The organism is Roseibium aestuarii (genome assembly GCF_008477545.1).
Lineage (GTDB): Bacteria > Pseudomonadota > Alphaproteobacteria > Rhizobiales > Stappiaceae > Roseibium > Roseibium aestuarii.
In genome coordinates this window covers 441,991-456,738 of the sequence record NZ_VORA01000001.1, presented here as the reverse complement: position 1 = coordinate 456,738, position 14,748 = coordinate 441,991, and the positions used below count along the sequence as shown (strand labels likewise).

Sequence of the window (14,748 nt, the reverse complement as noted above, 5' to 3'; positions counted from 1 at the left end):
CTTGCTTTTGGATGCGGCCCGGTTTGAACCTTGACATGGGCCGGGGAGATCCCCTTATTGCGCGTATCACCCAGAACGCAGGCACAGGCATGACTTTGGCCCAGACACCCAAGCCGCCGCTGACGGTTTTCCTTTGCGCGCCGCGCGGCTTTTGCGCCGGTGTGGACCGCGCGATCCAAATCGTCGAGCTGGCGCTGAAGAAATTCGGTCAGCCGGTCTACGTGCGCCACGAGATCGTGCACAACAAGTTCGTCGTGGACGGGCTGAAGGCCAAGGGCGCCGTCTTCGTCGAGGAGCTGGACGAGATTCCGGCCGATCACCGCGACCGGCCCGTGATTTTCTCTGCCCACGGGGTGCCGAAATCCGTGCCCGCCGACGCCCAGTCGCGGCAGATGTTCTTCCTCGACGCCACCTGCCCGCTGGTGTCCAAGGTGCACAAGGAAGCGGAGATCCATTTCCGCCGCGACCGCGAGATCCTGCTGATCGGCCACGCCGGCCATCCGGAAGTGATCGGCACCATGGGTCAGCTGCCCGACGGCACCGTCTCCCTGATCGAGACGGAAGAGGATGCACGCCGCTTCGTGCGCCGCACGGACAAGCCGCTCGCCTTCATCACCCAGACCACGCTCTCCGTCGATGACACGGCAGGCATTGTCGCCGTGCTGCAGGAGCGCTTCCCCGACATCGTCGCCCCCCACAAGGAAGACATCTGCTACGCCACGACCAACCGCCAGGAAGCGGTCAAGGTGGTCGCGCCCAAGGTGGATGCCATGATCGTGGTCGGGGCGCCGAATTCCTCCAACTCCCAGCGTCTGCGGGAAGTGGGAGAGCGGGCCGGTTGCCGCGTGTCGCATCTGATCCAGCGCGCCAGCGAGATCGACTGGGCTGCCTTCGAGGGCATTTCCACCCTGGGCCTCACCGCCGGCGCCTCCGCACCGGAAACGCTGGTGGAAGAAATCATCGCCGCCTTCGCCGAACGTCATGACGTCACGGTGGAGATCGTGCGCACGGCCGAAGAGACCATTGCCTTCAATCTTCCGCGCGAATTGCGCGATCAGCGCGACGCCGCAGAGTAGAGTTTCATGGCCGTCTATACCGAAGTCACCGATGAAGAGCTTTCCGCCTTCATCGCCCAATATGATGTTGGCCAGCTGCTGTCCTACAAGGGCATCGCGGAAGGGGTCGAGAACTCCAACTTCCTCGTGCACACCGAGAAGGCCTATTTCATCCTCACCCTCTACGAGAAGCGGGTGAACCGGGACGATCTGCCCTTTTTCCTGAACCTGATGCAGCATCTGGCTGCCAAGGGGCTGAGCTGCCCGACACCGGTCGTGATGAAGACCGGCGCGACGCTCGGCGAACTGGCAGGCCGTCCGGCCGCCATGGTCACCTTCCTGGAAGGCATGTGGGTCAAGCGGCCGAAGCCGGTGCACTGCTCGGGACTCGGCGGCGGACTGGCTGCCCTGCATGTGGCCGGCGCCGACTTCGCCATGACCCGCCGCAACAGCCTGTCGGTGGCCAGCTGGCGTCCGCTCTTTTCCCAGAGTGCGGCGCGCGCCGACGAGGTGAAGCCCGGGCTTCGCGCGACCATCGAGCAGGCGCTGGACCAGCTGGAAGCCGACTGGCCGCAGGACCTGCCCGGCGGCGTGATCCATGCGGATCTCTTCCCCGACAACGTGTTCTTCCTCGGCGACCGGCTGTCGGGCCTGATCGACTTCTATTTCGCCTGCACCGATTCCTTTGCCTATGATCTGGTGATCTGCCTGAATGCCTGGTGTTTCGAGCCGGACCAGTCCTTCAACGTGACCAAGGCCCAGGCCCTGCTCGACGCCTATCAGAAGGTTCGTCCGCTGGAACCGGCCGAGATCGCAGCCCTGCCGGTTCTCGCCCGGGGTGCGGCCCTGCGCTTCCTGCTGACCCGTCTGCATGACTGGCTGAGCGTGCCGGAAGGCGCGCTCGTCACGCCGAAGGATCCGCTGGAATATCTCAAGAAGCTGCAGTTCCACCAGGACGTGGATACGGTCAGCGCCTATGGTCTGGCCCTATGAGCGAGACCTCCCGCGTCACGATCTATACGGACGGTGCCTGCTCCGGAAACCCGGGCCCGGGCGGCTGGGGCGCCGTGCTGCGCTTCGGCGCGCATGAAAAGGAATTGTGCGGCGGCGAGTCCGAGACCACCAACAACCGCATGGAGCTGACGGCGGCGATCGAAGCCCTCAACGCCCTGACCCGCCCCTGCCCGGTCGATCTCTATACGGACAGCACCTATGTCCGCTCCGGCATCAAGGAGTGGATGTTTGCCTGGAAGAAGAAGAACTGGAAGACGGCCGCCAACAAGCCGGTGAAGAATGCCGATCTGTGGCAGGCCCTCGACGAGGCACGCAAGCGCCATGACGTGACCTGGCACTGGGTGAAGGGCCACGCCGGCCATCCGGAAAACGAGCGCGCCGACGCGCTGGCCCGCAAGGGCATGGCGCCCTACAAGCCGGGCGGCGCGCCCGCGGCGGATTTCGATTGAGCCCCCGGGCGCCCCGTCTCTCCCCTGTGGAGCCGCGCGCCAGGCGCGTGCTCATCGTCGCCAATCCGACCAGCGGCGGCTACGATCCCCGGCGGCTCGAGCGGATCATGACCTATCTGCGCAACGCGGAGTGCACGGTCGACCTTCACCTGACGAGCCACGCCGGCGAGATCGAGAGCCTGGCCGCAGACCCGCTCCTCGCCCTGGACGTGCTGGCGATTGCCGGCGGCGACGGATCGGTGAACGAGGCGCTCACCGGCTTCCAGCGCAATGACGCACCGCCGGATCTGGCGGTCATCCCTGCCGGAACGGCGAATGTTCTCGCCCATGAACTGGGCCTGCCACGCCGGCCGCTTGCCATTGCCCGGTCGATCCTGGCCCACCGCACAAGGCCGCTGCATTTCGGCCTCGCCAACGGCCATCCCTTCGTGCTCATGGCCTCCGCCGGGTTCGATGCGGAGGTGGTGCATGGGGTGCCGCTGTCCCTCAAGCGCAAGCTCGGCAAGCTCGCCTATGTGCTCACCGCGCTGCGGATAGGCTTCACCCGGCGCTCCAGCGAGATGCAGGTGGATGTGGATGGCCAGACCCTCTCTGGCAAGCTGGTGGTCGCCACCAACGGCCGGTTCTATGGCGGCCCCTTCGTGCTATGCCCCGATGCCTCGGTGACCACCGAAGGCCTGCACGTTCTGGTGCTGCAGAAGGACGATCCGGTCTCCGCCCTGCGCTTCGGGCTGGCGCTGATGCTCGGCCGGGTGCACAAGGCGCGCGGCGTCACGGTCATGGCGTTCCGGAAGGCTCGCGTGCTTGCCGGTTTTCCCGTCGCAGTGCAGATCGACGGCGACCCCTTTGGGACCACTCCGCTGGATCTCGAACCGGCGGCGACAGGCTATTCGGTGGTCGTGCCTTGACGGGGTGCACGGGACTTCTTCCTCGACCGATCCATGAAAAAAAGCCCCGCGCCAATGCCGGGGCTTTTTCTGTCTTCATCTTCAGCGTCGGAAAGGCTCAGCCGGCCGCTTCAAGCGCCTTCAGGCCGACCTTCAGATATTTGGTCGCCTCGTCCGCATCCATCGCCTGACCAAAGTGGTAGCCCTGGGCGAATTCGCAGCCGAGCTGCAGCAGCTCCAGCGCATCGCCCTCGCTTTCGGCCCCTTCGGCCACGACGGACATGCCCAGGTCGTGACCCATGGCGACGATGGAACGCAGCAGCACCGGACGCACGGCGCGGGCGTCGGGCTTCACGAAGGACTGGTCAATCTTGATCGTGTCGAAGGGGAAGCGCTGGAGATAGGCCAGCGAGGAATGGCCCGTGCCGAAGTCGTCCAGCGACAGGCCCGCCCCCAGATCCTTCAGGCGCTCGAGAACGCGGGCGGCATATTCCGGGTTGGACATGACCATGCTTTCGGTCAGCTCAAGCTTCAGCGTGCCCTGTGCCAGCGCATTGCGCGAGAGCACCGCCTTCACCTCGTTGATCAGATCATGGCGCAGCAACTGGCGCGACGACAGGTTGATGCTGACGAAGAGCGGGTGCGGATAGGGGAAGTCACGCTGCCAGCGCGCAAGCTGCTGGGCGCCCCGGTCCAGCATATAGGTGCCCAGCTCGTTGATCAGGCCGGACTGCTCGGCAATCGGAATGAACTCGGATGGCGCGATGCGGCCGCGCTTCGGGTGGGTCCAGCGGGCCAGCACCTCGAAGCCCGCAACGCTCTGGTCCTGCAGGCGGATGATCGGCTGGAAATAGACACCGAGCGACTGGGTCTTGATCGCGTCGCGCAGCTCGCTTTCCAGTTCCACCACGTTCTTCGCCAGCGGGCGCAGGATCGGCCGGAAAACCTCCTGCCGGTCGCCGCCCAGGCGCTTGGCGTGGTTGATGGCGATCTCCGCATTGGTGACGAGATCCTCCAGCGACTGGCTCTCGCCTTCGAAGAGCGCAATGCCGACCGAACAGGTGAGGAAGATCTCGCGGTCGCCGAAGGTGATCGGCGCGCGCACGGATTTGCGCAGGCTGTCGGCCAGGGCGACGATCCGGTCCGGTTCGTTTTCCGACAGGAGCACCAGGCCGAACTGGTCGCCACTGAGGCGGGAGAGCGCATCCTGCGGGCCGATCAGACGGCTGAGGCGGCGCGCAACCGTCAGAAGGATGCTGTCGCCGGCAGACAGCCCGATGCTGTCGTTGACCTGTTTGAAGCGGTCCAGATTGATGATGAGCACGGTCGGCTTGCCGGCATTGTCCATCTTGGTGCGGGCAATGGCCGAGCGCAGGCGATCCATGAAGATCTCGCGGTTGGCGAGGCCGGTCAGGTTGTCGTGGACAGCATCATGGAGCAGGCGCTCCTCGGCGGTGCGCTCCTCGGTCACGTCGAGAAGGGTGCCGACGCAGCGGATCACCTCTCCGTCAGAGCCGACGATGGGCCGGGCGCGCAGGCGGAACCAGCGGAAGTGGCCGTCCTCGGCGCGCAGGCGGAAGTTCTGCGAGATCTTGCCGCGCCGCTGGTCGATGACCGCATCGAGGGTCGCGCGGAACCGGTCGCGGTCCTGCGGGTGCAGCACTTCCAGCCAGTCGCGGGCCGGACCGTCAAGAGTGCCATGGCGCAGGGAGAGCAGGTCTTCGACCTCGTTGCCGGTGAAGATCCGGTCCCGGTCCACATCCCAGTCCCAGATGATGTCGCCGGAGCCCGTCATGGCCAGCGCCCGGCGCTCCACGTCCGAGATCAGCCCCTGGGCAATCGCCCCGCCGGCAAAGGCGTGCTGCATCACGGTGAAGCCGATAAGGAGAACGATCAGAACCAGTCCGCCCCCAAGGGCAGGCTGCACGATGTCATTGGCAAGGGCGCCGGTCACCGTCATGGCCGCACCGATCAGCCAGGTAATCAGCAGGAACCAGGTGGGAATGAGCATGATCGCCCGGTCATAGCCCTTGAAGGCCAGCACCAGGATGGTGGCAAAGCCCAGCACGCCGATGACGCCCAGGGACAGCCGCGCAATGCCGGCCGCGACGGACGGATCCCAAACCGCCACACCCAGCAACCCGAGCAGCAGGACGAGGGTCGTCAGCGCCAGATGGCTGTAGTGAATGTTCCAGCGATTGAGGTTCAGATAGGCGTAGAGGAAGATGATAAGGCTGGCCGCCAGCATCACCTCCGCACTGGCTCGGTAAAGCTGGTCCTGCCCCTGAACCAGATCGAACACCCGGCTCCAGAAGCCGAAATCGATGCAGAGATAGGCCAGAACCGACCAGGCCAGGGCGGCCGTCGCCGGGAACATCACCGTGCCCTTCACCACGAAGAGAATGGTCAGGAACAGCGCAAGAAGACCGGAGATGCCGAGGATGATGCCGCGATAGAGCGTGTAGGAGTTCAGCGTCTCCTTGTAGACGTCCGGCTCCCACAGGCGCAGCTGCGGTAATTCGGGCGAGGTCAGCTCCGCCACGAAGGTGACGACAGAGCCCGGATCCAGCGTGATGCGGAAGACATCGGCCTCAAGGTTCTTTTCCCGCACCGGCGCGATGCCCTGGCTGGGGGTCAGATAGGCGATGCGCGACGAGCCGAGGTCCGGCCAGAACATGCGGGAGCCGACCAGCTGGAAGAAGGGAGCGACCAGAAGCCGGTCGATCTGCTCGTCGCTGGTGTTGGCCAGCGCGAAGACGGCCCAGTTGGAATTGACCCCGTTGCGGGACGACACTTCGATGCGGCGAACGATGCCGTCCGCGCCCGGTGCCGTCGAGACCTGCAGGCGCGAGCCCACCTCCACATGCATCTCGACCGCGTCGGTCAGGTCCAGGGCTTCCACGTCGAGGGGGACGGGAATGGGCTCCAGCGCGCGGGCAGCGGTCAGACCGGCCAGCAGCAGCATGAGACCTGCGACAGCGGTGAGAAGGAGGCGGTTCGCGCCCTGCGGGATCAGTCGAGACATGGGCGAAGGACTACTTGTTTGGGGCACATGTCACAAGATATCTTTCAGATTGCCCCCGACAGAGTAGGGCCGATTGGAGAGAGCATCCAGGTGATCCTGGCGCTGGCAGGCAAAGAGAATATGGTCCTGCCAGAGCCCATTGATCAACAGATAGTTGCGGGCATATCCCTCGCGCTGGAAGCCGGCCTTTTCCAGAAGATGGATGGACGGTCCGTTGCTGGGCAGACAGGCCGCCTCGACCCGGTTGAGACCCAGCGTATCGAAACAATACGGCAAGATCAGGCGCACGCCGGCACTCATGTGCCCCTGCCCCGCATTGGGCGCGCCCATCCAGTAGCCGAGCGTGGCGGCCTGGGACACGCCCCGGCGGATGTTGGAGACGGTCAGTCCGCCCAGAAGCCGGTCACTGCCGGCCTGAAACAGGAAGAGAGGCAGGGTGCGTCCGTCGCGCCATTCTTCCGCATAGCGGCGCAGACGGCGGCGAAAGGCGGCGCGGGTCAGGTCATCGGCGGGCCAGATCGGTTCCCACGGCTGAAGGAAATTGCGACTGTCCTCGCGCAGGCGCGCCCAGGCGGGGAAGTCCCCCATCACGGGGGGACGCAGGTAATGGGTGCGCGAGGCGATGCGCGGCTCGCCCTCCTGCGGCTGAAACGATCGCAGAAACACCATTCCCCACCCCGTCCTACATGCCGGCAACCTTCAGGGCTTCAGAATGCGCCAGAGCGGCGGCAATGTCATCGCTGCTCATCAATGCAGAGACCGGACCGACGCCGCACAGGGTCGGGCGACTGCCGAGGAAGGTCTCGTTGGCCACGCGGCGAATGTCGGCGGCGGTAACGGCGGCGATCTTGTCGGAGACTTCCTCGAGGGTGAGCACCCGGCCGTGGACCAGAATCTGGCGGGCGATCTGACCGGCGCGGGCGGCGGGGCTTTCCAGCGCCATCATCAAGCCGGCGCGGATCTGGGCGCGGGATCGGGCCACTTCTTCCTCGGTGATGGTCTCGCCTGCCTGACGCAGTTCCTTGAGGATCACCGGCATCAGCGCGGCGATCTCGTTCTCGCTGGTCGCCGCATGAAGACCGAAGAGACCGGTGTCGGAGAAGGCCCAGTGGAACGTGTAGATGGCGTAGCAGAGACCCAGGCGCTCGCGCACTTCCTGGAAGAGGCGCGAGGACATGCCGCCGCCCAGGATCGAGGCCAGGATCTGGATGGCATAATAGTCCCTGGACTTGTACGGCTGGCCGGGGAAGCCCATCAGGATCTGGGCTTCCATCAGCTCCTTGGGCAGGCGTTGCTCGCCGCCCTGGTAGGTGGCCAGGCCTTCGCTGATGGCCGGCTCCGCGCTGATCTTGCAGAACTTCTCTTCCGCCAGGGCCACGATGGCGTCGTGATCAACGGCGCCGGCGGCGGCCAGCACCATGTCCGGACCGCGATAGCGCTCGGCCATGTAAGTCCGCAGCGCATCGCCGGAGAAGCTGGTGACGGTTTCCGGCGTGCCGAGGATCGGCCGGCCGAGCGGCTGATCGGGCCAGGCGGCTGCCTGGAACAGGTCGAAGGCCTGATCCTCCGGACTGTCGTGAGCCGCACCGATTTCCTGCAGGATCACCTGCTTCTCTCGGCGCAGCTCTTCCTCGTCGCAGGTGGAATTCTGGAGAATATCCGCCAGGAGGTCGACGGCGAGCGGTACATCTTCGGCCAGAACGCGGGCGTAATAGTTGGTGTGCTCGATGGAGGTGGAGGCGTTGAGCTCACCGCCGACGGCCTCGATCTCCTCGGCGATCTGCCGGGCGGTGCGGGTCGCCGTGCCCTTGAAGGCCATGTGCTCGAGCAGATGGGTGATGCCGTTCTGGTCGATCGCCTCGTTGCGAGACCCGGTCCGAACCCACACGCCGAGAGCTGCGGTTTTCAGGGAAGGCATGCGGTCGGTGACGACCGTCATGCCATTTGCAATCTTGGTCGTGCGCACCTGCATGACTACACTCCGCTCCGGACCGCCCTTGCGTGATCCTCGATAAATCCTTCGACCGCCCCCTGTTCCGCAGCCAGGACGCTCAACCGCTCGTCGGCCGACATCATCGGCTGCAGTTCCGGCGGCAGCTCCGGCCGATGGCCGCAAGCCGCTTCCACTGCATCAGGGAACTTGGCCGGATGGGCGGTGCCCAGAATGATCATCGGCACGGCGCCATCGTCATGGTCTGCGGCCACATGCACGCCGATCGCGGTGTGCGGATCAAGCAAATAGCCGCTTCCCTTGAGGGTCTCGTCGATGGTCGCCGCCGTCTGCGCCTCGTCGCAGCGCCCGGCCGCGAAGGACGAGCGGATCTCGGCCAGGGCTGCATCCTCGATGGTGAAGGAGCCAGATTGACCGAGCTGGTTCATCATGCGACGCACCGCATCGGAATCACGCCCGGTGGCTTCCCACAGCAGACGCTCGAAATTGGACGAGATCTGGATGTCCATGGACGGCGCCGTGGTGGCGGTCACGCCGCGCATCTCGTAGCGGCCGGTGTCGAGGGTGCGCGCCAGAATGTCGTTCACATTGGTGGCGACCACCAGCTTCTCGACCGGAAGGCCCATCTTCATGGCCGCGTAGCCGGCGAAGATATCGCCGAAATTGCCGGTCGGCACGGTGAAGCTGACCTTGCGCGCCGGGCTGCCGAGTGCGGCGGCGGAGACGAAGTAATAGACGATCTGCGCCAGAATGCGCGCCCAGTTGATGGAATTGACCCCGGAGAGCCCCACCCGGTCGCGGAAGGCGAAGTTGTTGAACATGCCCTTCACGATGGACTGGCAGTCATCGAAATTGCCGGTCAGCGCGAGGGCGTGGACGTTGTCCTCCGTCGGCGTCGTCATCTGGCGACGCTGGACCGGCGACACGCGCCCGTCGGGGAAGAGAATGAAGACATCGGTGCGGGACCGGCCGCGGAAGGCCTCGATGGCAGCACCACCGGTGTCCCCGGACGTGGCGCCGACGATCGTCGCCCGCATGCCGCGCTGTTCCAGCACATGATCCATCAGGCGGCCGAGCAGCTGCATGGCCACGTCCTTGAACGCGAGCGTCGGACCGTGGAAGAGCTCCAGCACGAAGCGGTTGGGCGCGATCTGCACCAGCGGCGTGACGGCCGCGTGGCGGAAGCCGGCATAGGCCTCGTCGATCATGCGCTTCAGGTCGGCATCGGAAATCTCGCCGTCGACGAAAGGCTTGATCACCGCGAAGGCGACATCCTGATAGGGCTTGCCGGCGAAGGAGGCGATGGTCTCTTCGGAAAGCTGCGGCCAGGTTTCCGGCAGATACAGGCCGCCATCGCGGGCCAGACCCTGGAGGAGCACATCGCAAAATCCGAGTACAGGAGCCTCGCCACGCGTACTAAGATACTTCACCGCAAACCGCCTCCGCGTTTCCTGCCAGTTCTTTTGCGGCTGCCCGCGGGCGCCGCCGTCTTTAGCCGGAAGTAACATACTTCCGTTGTCCGGGACAGGATTTAACCCGGATTTTTTCCATGTCGGGAAAGGTCAAGCCCGGCCGGACGGCAAGGGCTCAGGCGTGGCCGGCCTCGCCGAAGAGCATGGCCGGATCAATGCCGATGGACTGGAGCGCGCGGTGCCACTTGTTGTCGGTCGCTCCGTCGAAGACCAGGGCCTTGTCCGCCGGTCCGGTGATCCAGCCATTCGCCTGAATTTCCGCTTCCAGCTGCCCCGGCGCCCAGCCGGAATAGCCCAGTGCCAGCATGGCCTGACGCGGCCCGCCGCCTTCCGCCATGGCCTTGAGGATCTCCAGCGTGGCCGTGAGGCAGATGCCATCGCGGATCTGCAGGGTGGAGCGATCGAGCACATAGTCGTCGCTGTGCAGGACGAAGCCACGCTCCACCTCCACCGGACCACCCTTGTGCACGCTCATCTCGCGCAGGCGATGCGGCACCTGGATGCCCGGATCGTCCCGCAGGATGTTGAGCTGGATGAGCAGGCCTTCGAGGCTGAGATGACGCGCCACCTGGTTGATGACCAGACCCATGGCCCCCTGTTCGGTGTGGGAGCAGATGTAGATCACCGAATGCTCGAACCTGCCATCCTCCATGTTGGGCATGGCGATCAGAAACTGTCCTTCGAGCGAATCGGTCATGGCGACGTGTCCCCGCGCAAGAGGTTCGGGAATGCCGGAGAATCCGGCACTCCCGGCAAGCCAGTCCCCGAAGGCGACCCGGATGCCGAGACGGCAGACTAGCCTGTCTTGCCGCGATTGTTAACGGCAAGCGCCGGGAAGGGTTGCGCTTTTACCCGTCGGGCACAAATTCGCCGCCATCACCGGTCACCTTCACGGGATTATGACCCTCGTGTGCGCGACCGGAGGATGACCGGGTCGCCTTCAGGCCCTAGCTTACGCCCATGAACAGACCCAAACCTCGCTTCCTGCCCCCTGCATCGTCCGAAGCATCGCGCCGGACCACAGGCCTCCCCCTGCGCCTTTCTCTGGCAGCATCGCTCGGCGCCGCGCTTGTGTTCGGTGGCGCCTTGCCGCTTGCGACGGATGCGCGGGCCGCAGGGTCGACGGCGGCTCTCGGGCTCGGCGGGTCGGCCCGTCTCATTTCCGAGGGACCGCTGGAGCAGGGAGCCTATCTTGCCGGGATCGAGCTGGCACTCGAGACGGGCTGGCACACCTACTGGCGCTTTCCGGGGGATGCGGGCATTCCGCCGCTCTTCGATTTTTCCGGTTCCACCAACCTGCGCGCGGCCGAGGTGCTCTATCCTGTGCCCGAGCGCGAGGATGACGGCTATTCGGTGAGCGCGGTCTACCATGGCGGAATCACCTTGCCGCTTCGAGTGGTGCCGGTGAATCCCGCGCAGCCCGTGGAGCTGAGGATCCAGGCGACCTACGGGGTCTGCAAGGACATCTGCGTGCCCCGCGACGACGTGCTGGAGCTGGCGCTTGCCCCCGACGAGAGGGCGGACAAGGTGAGCAGCCTGCTGATCCGCAGGGATCTTGCGGGAGTGCCGAAACCCATTCCTGCCGAGGAGGCGGAGGGAGCCTACAGGCTCGATCTTTCCGAAGACGGCAAGTCCCTGCTGATCGGCCTGACGCGGGAGGGAGATACGGATGTCCTCGACCTCTTCGTCGAGGGGCCGGAAGGGTCCTTCAACCGGCTTCCCGAGCGGATCACCGCGCCGAGCGGCTTGGCAGCGGCCTGGTCCCTTCCCTTGCGCGGGCTGGCCAAGACCGATGACGGCGGAACCCGGCTCCGGCTGGTGCTCAGCACCGCCGACGGAGGTCTGGAGAGCCTGCATGTGCTGGAGGCCGGAGACCTCTCCCGCGCACCCTGAGGCGTCCCGCCTGCTGATACTCCCAGTTGCGTGAGGGATTTTTCACCGACCGGTCGCGTCACACCTCGACGGATCGGAGGGAACATCCTATGTCATCGCTGGAGATGTTCCTGATACATTTCGCGAGCAACCAGGAGACAGGCGAATGACCATCAAGGTAGGCGACAAGCTGCCGCAGGCGACCTTCAAGACCAAGACCGCAGACGGCCCCGCGGAACTGACCACGGCGGACGTGTTCGCCGGCAAGACCGTCGTTCTCTTCGGCGTTCCGGGGGCCTTCACCCCGACCTGTCACATGAACCACCTGCCGGGCTTCGTGGAACATGCCGACACGATCAAGGGCAAGGGCGTTGACACCATCGCCGTGATCGCCGCCAACGACCTCTTCGTGATGGACGCCTGGTGCAAGGCCTCCAAGGCCGATGCCATCACCTTCCTGTCCGATCCGGCAGCCGACTTCATCAAGGCCATCGGCCTGGGTCTGGACGCACCGATCTTCGGCTCCACCCGCGCCCAGCGTTTCGCCCTGATCGCCAAGGACGGTGAAGTCACCTTCCTGAGCGTCGAGGAAACCCCCGGCACCGCCACCGCAACGGGTGCCGCCGCCATTCTCGAAGCTCTCTGAGCCTTTCGGCTCCACAGCTTCGGAAAAAGACAAAAGGCGCGGGCCGGTCCCGCGCCTTTTCTTGTTTTTACGGACCGTCGGCAGCCGTCATGCTTCGTCCTTGCGGCTTCCTCGCAGAACGGTGACAGCCCAGGTCGCGAAGACACCGATGAGGGTTGCGGCAAGACCGAACCAGGTCAGCGCGTATCCGAGGTGATCGTTCTTGAACCGCACCACGGTTTCCCCCGCCTGCGGCAGCCCGCCCGGCCCCGAGAAAGCCTGATCGAGGTCGAGACTGAAGGGTGCCCGCCCCTGCCCCGGCACGTCGAGCGTCTTGGCCATGTGGATCGTGTCGCGGGCAAACCAGACCATCCCGTCCGTGTCGGCCGCCGGTGTCGTCCAGTTGGGCTGTTCCGACAGGCGAAGCAGACCGGTCAGGGTCACGGGAGTGCTTGCGGCGCCTTGCGCTGGCGCATCTTGCCGGAAGTCCTCGCGGCGATCCCGCCAGACTTCCTGCGGCAGGAAGCCCCGGTTGACCATCAGCGTCCAGCCCTCGATCGTCTCGAAGGGCTGATAGAGCATGTAGCCCGGCCCTTGCGCCGCACCGCGTGCATCCTCCCCGAGCGCGGTGAAGTAGTAGGCCGTGCCCGGAAGATAGTGGCCGGTGACCGCCACGTGCCGGTAGTCGATCTCGAAAGGATCGAGGGTCGGCCAGGCGTCCGGACCGGGCGCCGCCACCGGATCGGCCGCCACATCGGCGGTGACCTTGGCAATCAGCGCTTCCTTCCAGACCAGCCGATCAACCTGCCACAGGCCGAGATTGACGAGGACGCCGAGGGCAATGGCGGCGGCAGCACCGGGCAGAAGCAGGCGCGACAGCGGGGATGGCGCCGCGTCCTCAAAGCTGGGTGCGGGCTCGCGGTCGGACTGGGGATTGGAAGCGGTCATGATGGGGTATTTTCGTCTGTTGCGTGGGCGTCAGATAGGGCCCCGGTTTCGAGCTGTCCCTCCTGGGCTGCATGGCGGAACTGCAGGGCGATCATCAGGCCCTTCAAGGGCCGCAGGATGCCCAGGGACAGACCAGTAGTCAGGGGCAGCCAGATCAGCAGATGCAGCCAGATCGGCGGCTGGAAGGTGAACTCGACCCAGAGCACCAGACCAACGATCAGGAAGCCAACCAGCAGGATGATGAAAACCGCCGGGCCGTCACCGCTGTCGGCAAAGTCGAAGTCCAGTCCGCAGGCCGAACAGCGGCGTCTCAGGGTGAGATAGCCCTTGAACAGGCGCCCCTGACCGCAGCGCGGACAATGGCCGGAGAGGCCCGAGGTCACCGGATTGACCGGCGGATAATGCGCCTTGTCGGCCTGTGGATCTGTCACCGGATACCTCCGCGTGGGCCCATGGCCCGGAAAATCGGCCGAGCCTAGCGCCTCTGCTCCCCCAATGCAAAACGCCCGAACCGTTTGCCGGTCCGGGCGTCCATTTGTCACAAGGCCACTGGCCGGTCGCGCAGGTCAGTGCGCGGCCGGGGTTCCGGCGCCCCAGATGTAGATGGCGACGAAGAGGAAGAGCCAGACCACATCGACGAAGTGCCAGTACCAGGCCGCTGCCTCGAAGCCGAAATGCTGCTTCGGAGTGAAGTGGCCGGCCAGCGCACGGAACAGGCAAACCGCCAGGAAGATGGTGCCGACGATCACGTGGAAGCCGTGGAAGCCTGTGGCCATGTAGAAGGTCGCGCCATAGATGTTGCCGCTGAAGTCAAAGGCGGCATGGCCGTATTCATAGGCCTGGCAGATGGTGAAGAGGACACCCAGCACGACGGTGAGGGTCAGGCCCCACTTCAACCCTTCCCGGTCGTCATGCAGCAGGGCGTGGTGCGCCCAGGTAACGGTGGTGCCGGAGCACAGCAGGATCAGGGTGTTGAGCAGCGGCAGGTGCCAGGGATCGAAGGTCTGGATGCCGGCCGGGGGCCAGTGACCGCCGGTCGCCTCGACGCGGGCATAGTTGATGGCCTCGCCGGCATAGAGCGCCGCATCGAAATAGGCCCAGAACCAGGCCACGAAGAACATCACTTCAGAGGCGATGAACAGCAGCATGCCATAGCGCAGGTGCAGGGACACGACCCGAGTGTGGTGACCCTGATGGGCTTCCTTGATGGTGTCGCGCCACCAGGCGAACATCACGTAGAGGACCACCAGAAGACCGATGGCGAAGAGGCCCCAGCCGGTGAGGTTCATGCCGAAGAGAACGAACTCCTCGCCCTTGCCGAGCTTCATGAATCCGATGGCGCCGAGCGCCAGAATGAAGGCGCCCATGGAGGCCAGGAACGGCCAGGGGCTCGGTTCAACCAGGTGGTAATCGTGATTCTTAACGTGTGCCTCAGCCATCGGCATGCTCC

Annotated in this window: 14 protein-coding genes; 6 read left to right on the top strand and 8 right to left on the bottom strand. The window is 65.1% G+C overall.

All coding sequences use genetic code 11. The features are described from left to right. The first annotated feature begins 89 nt into the window (after positions 1–89). From ispH to FR728_RS01975, 4 genes are read left to right on the top strand one after another with little or no spacing between them, the layout of a single operon-like run. On the top strand, positions 90–1,076 hold the full coding sequence (ispH, locus tag FR728_RS01990) for a 4-hydroxy-3-methylbut-2-enyl diphosphate reductase (RefSeq protein ID WP_188318758.1): 987 nt from the start codon (positions 90–92) through the stop codon (positions 1,074–1,076). 6 nt (positions 1,077–1,082) lie between these two features. Then, positions 1,083–2,048: a homoserine kinase gene (locus FR728_RS01985; protein ID WP_149890981.1), complete on the top strand. Its 966-nt coding sequence runs from the start codon at positions 1,083–1,085 to the stop codon at positions 2,046–2,048. After that, positions 2,045–2,518: a ribonuclease HI gene (gene rnhA, locus FR728_RS01980; protein WP_149890980.1), complete on the top strand. Its 474-nt coding sequence runs from the start codon at positions 2,045–2,047 to the stop codon at positions 2,516–2,518. Before FR728_RS01985 ends, rnhA begins: the two co-directional genes overlap by 4 nt. Before the next feature lie 47 nt (positions 2,519–2,565). Then, a complete protein-coding gene (locus tag FR728_RS01975; RefSeq protein WP_208998617.1) occupies positions 2,566–3,426 on the top strand; it encodes a diacylglycerol/lipid kinase family protein in 861 nt (286 codons plus the stop codon). Between the two features lie 97 nt (positions 3,427–3,523). Here the strand turns inward: FR728_RS01975 and FR728_RS01970 are convergent, their stop codons facing one another. The 5 genes from FR728_RS01970 to FR728_RS01950 form a co-directional block, all read right to left on the bottom strand. Beyond that, complete coding sequence (locus tag FR728_RS01970) at positions 3,524–6,430, bottom strand: EAL domain-containing protein (RefSeq protein WP_149890978.1); 2,907 nt, start codon at positions 6,428–6,430, stop codon at positions 3,524–3,526. 30 nt (positions 6,431–6,460) lie between these two features. Then, positions 6,461–7,099: a GNAT family N-acetyltransferase gene (locus tag FR728_RS01965; RefSeq protein WP_149890977.1), complete on the bottom strand. Its 639-nt coding sequence runs from the start codon at positions 7,097–7,099 to the stop codon at positions 6,461–6,463. A gap of 13 nt (positions 7,100–7,112) precedes the next feature. Next, entirely contained in the window at positions 7,113–8,402 is a 1,290-nt protein-coding gene (locus FR728_RS01960; protein WP_149890976.1) for a M16 family metallopeptidase, read from the bottom strand. A 2-nt stretch (positions 8,403–8,404) separates the two neighbouring features. Further along, on the bottom strand, positions 8,405–9,811 hold the full coding sequence (thrC, locus tag FR728_RS01955) for a threonine synthase (protein ID WP_149890975.1): 1,407 nt from the start codon (positions 9,809–9,811) through the stop codon (positions 8,405–8,407). Positions 9,812–9,968: 157 nt separating this feature from the next. Then, positions 9,969–10,550: a YqgE/AlgH family protein gene (locus tag FR728_RS01950; RefSeq protein WP_149890974.1), complete on the bottom strand. Its 582-nt coding sequence runs from the start codon at positions 10,548–10,550 to the stop codon at positions 9,969–9,971. Between the two features lie 263 nt (positions 10,551–10,813). On the opposite strand from FR728_RS01950, the gene FR728_RS01945 reads away from it, so the two are divergent. Together FR728_RS01945 and FR728_RS01940 are read left to right on the top strand one after the other, a co-directional pair. After that, entirely contained in the window at positions 10,814–11,746 is a 933-nt protein-coding gene (locus FR728_RS01945) for a protein-disulfide reductase DsbD domain-containing protein (protein WP_149890973.1), read from the top strand. Positions 11,747–11,891: 145 nt separating this feature from the next. Then, positions 11,892–12,371, top strand: a complete 480-nt coding sequence (locus FR728_RS01940; RefSeq protein ID WP_149890972.1) for a peroxiredoxin — start codon at positions 11,892–11,894, stop codon at positions 12,369–12,371. Between the two features lie 87 nt (positions 12,372–12,458). Here FR728_RS01940 and FR728_RS01935 read toward each other — a convergent pair whose 3' ends face one another. The 3 genes from FR728_RS01935 to FR728_RS01925 form a co-directional block, all read right to left on the bottom strand. Then, entirely contained in the window at positions 12,459–13,298 is an 840-nt protein-coding gene (locus FR728_RS01935) for an SURF1 family protein (protein WP_149890971.1), read from the bottom strand. Then, positions 13,295–13,729: a DUF983 domain-containing protein gene (locus tag FR728_RS01930; RefSeq protein ID WP_149890970.1), complete on the bottom strand. Its 435-nt coding sequence runs from the start codon at positions 13,727–13,729 to the stop codon at positions 13,295–13,297. Before FR728_RS01930 ends, FR728_RS01935 begins: the two co-directional genes overlap by 4 nt. 135 nt (positions 13,730–13,864) lie before the next feature. Further along, positions 13,865–14,737 carry a cytochrome c oxidase subunit 3 gene (locus FR728_RS01925; protein ID WP_149890969.1) on the bottom strand — a complete coding sequence of 291 codons (873 nt, stop codon included), beginning with the start codon at positions 14,735–14,737 and terminating at the stop codon, positions 13,865–13,867. Between the last annotated feature and the right edge of the window lie 11 nt (positions 14,738–14,748).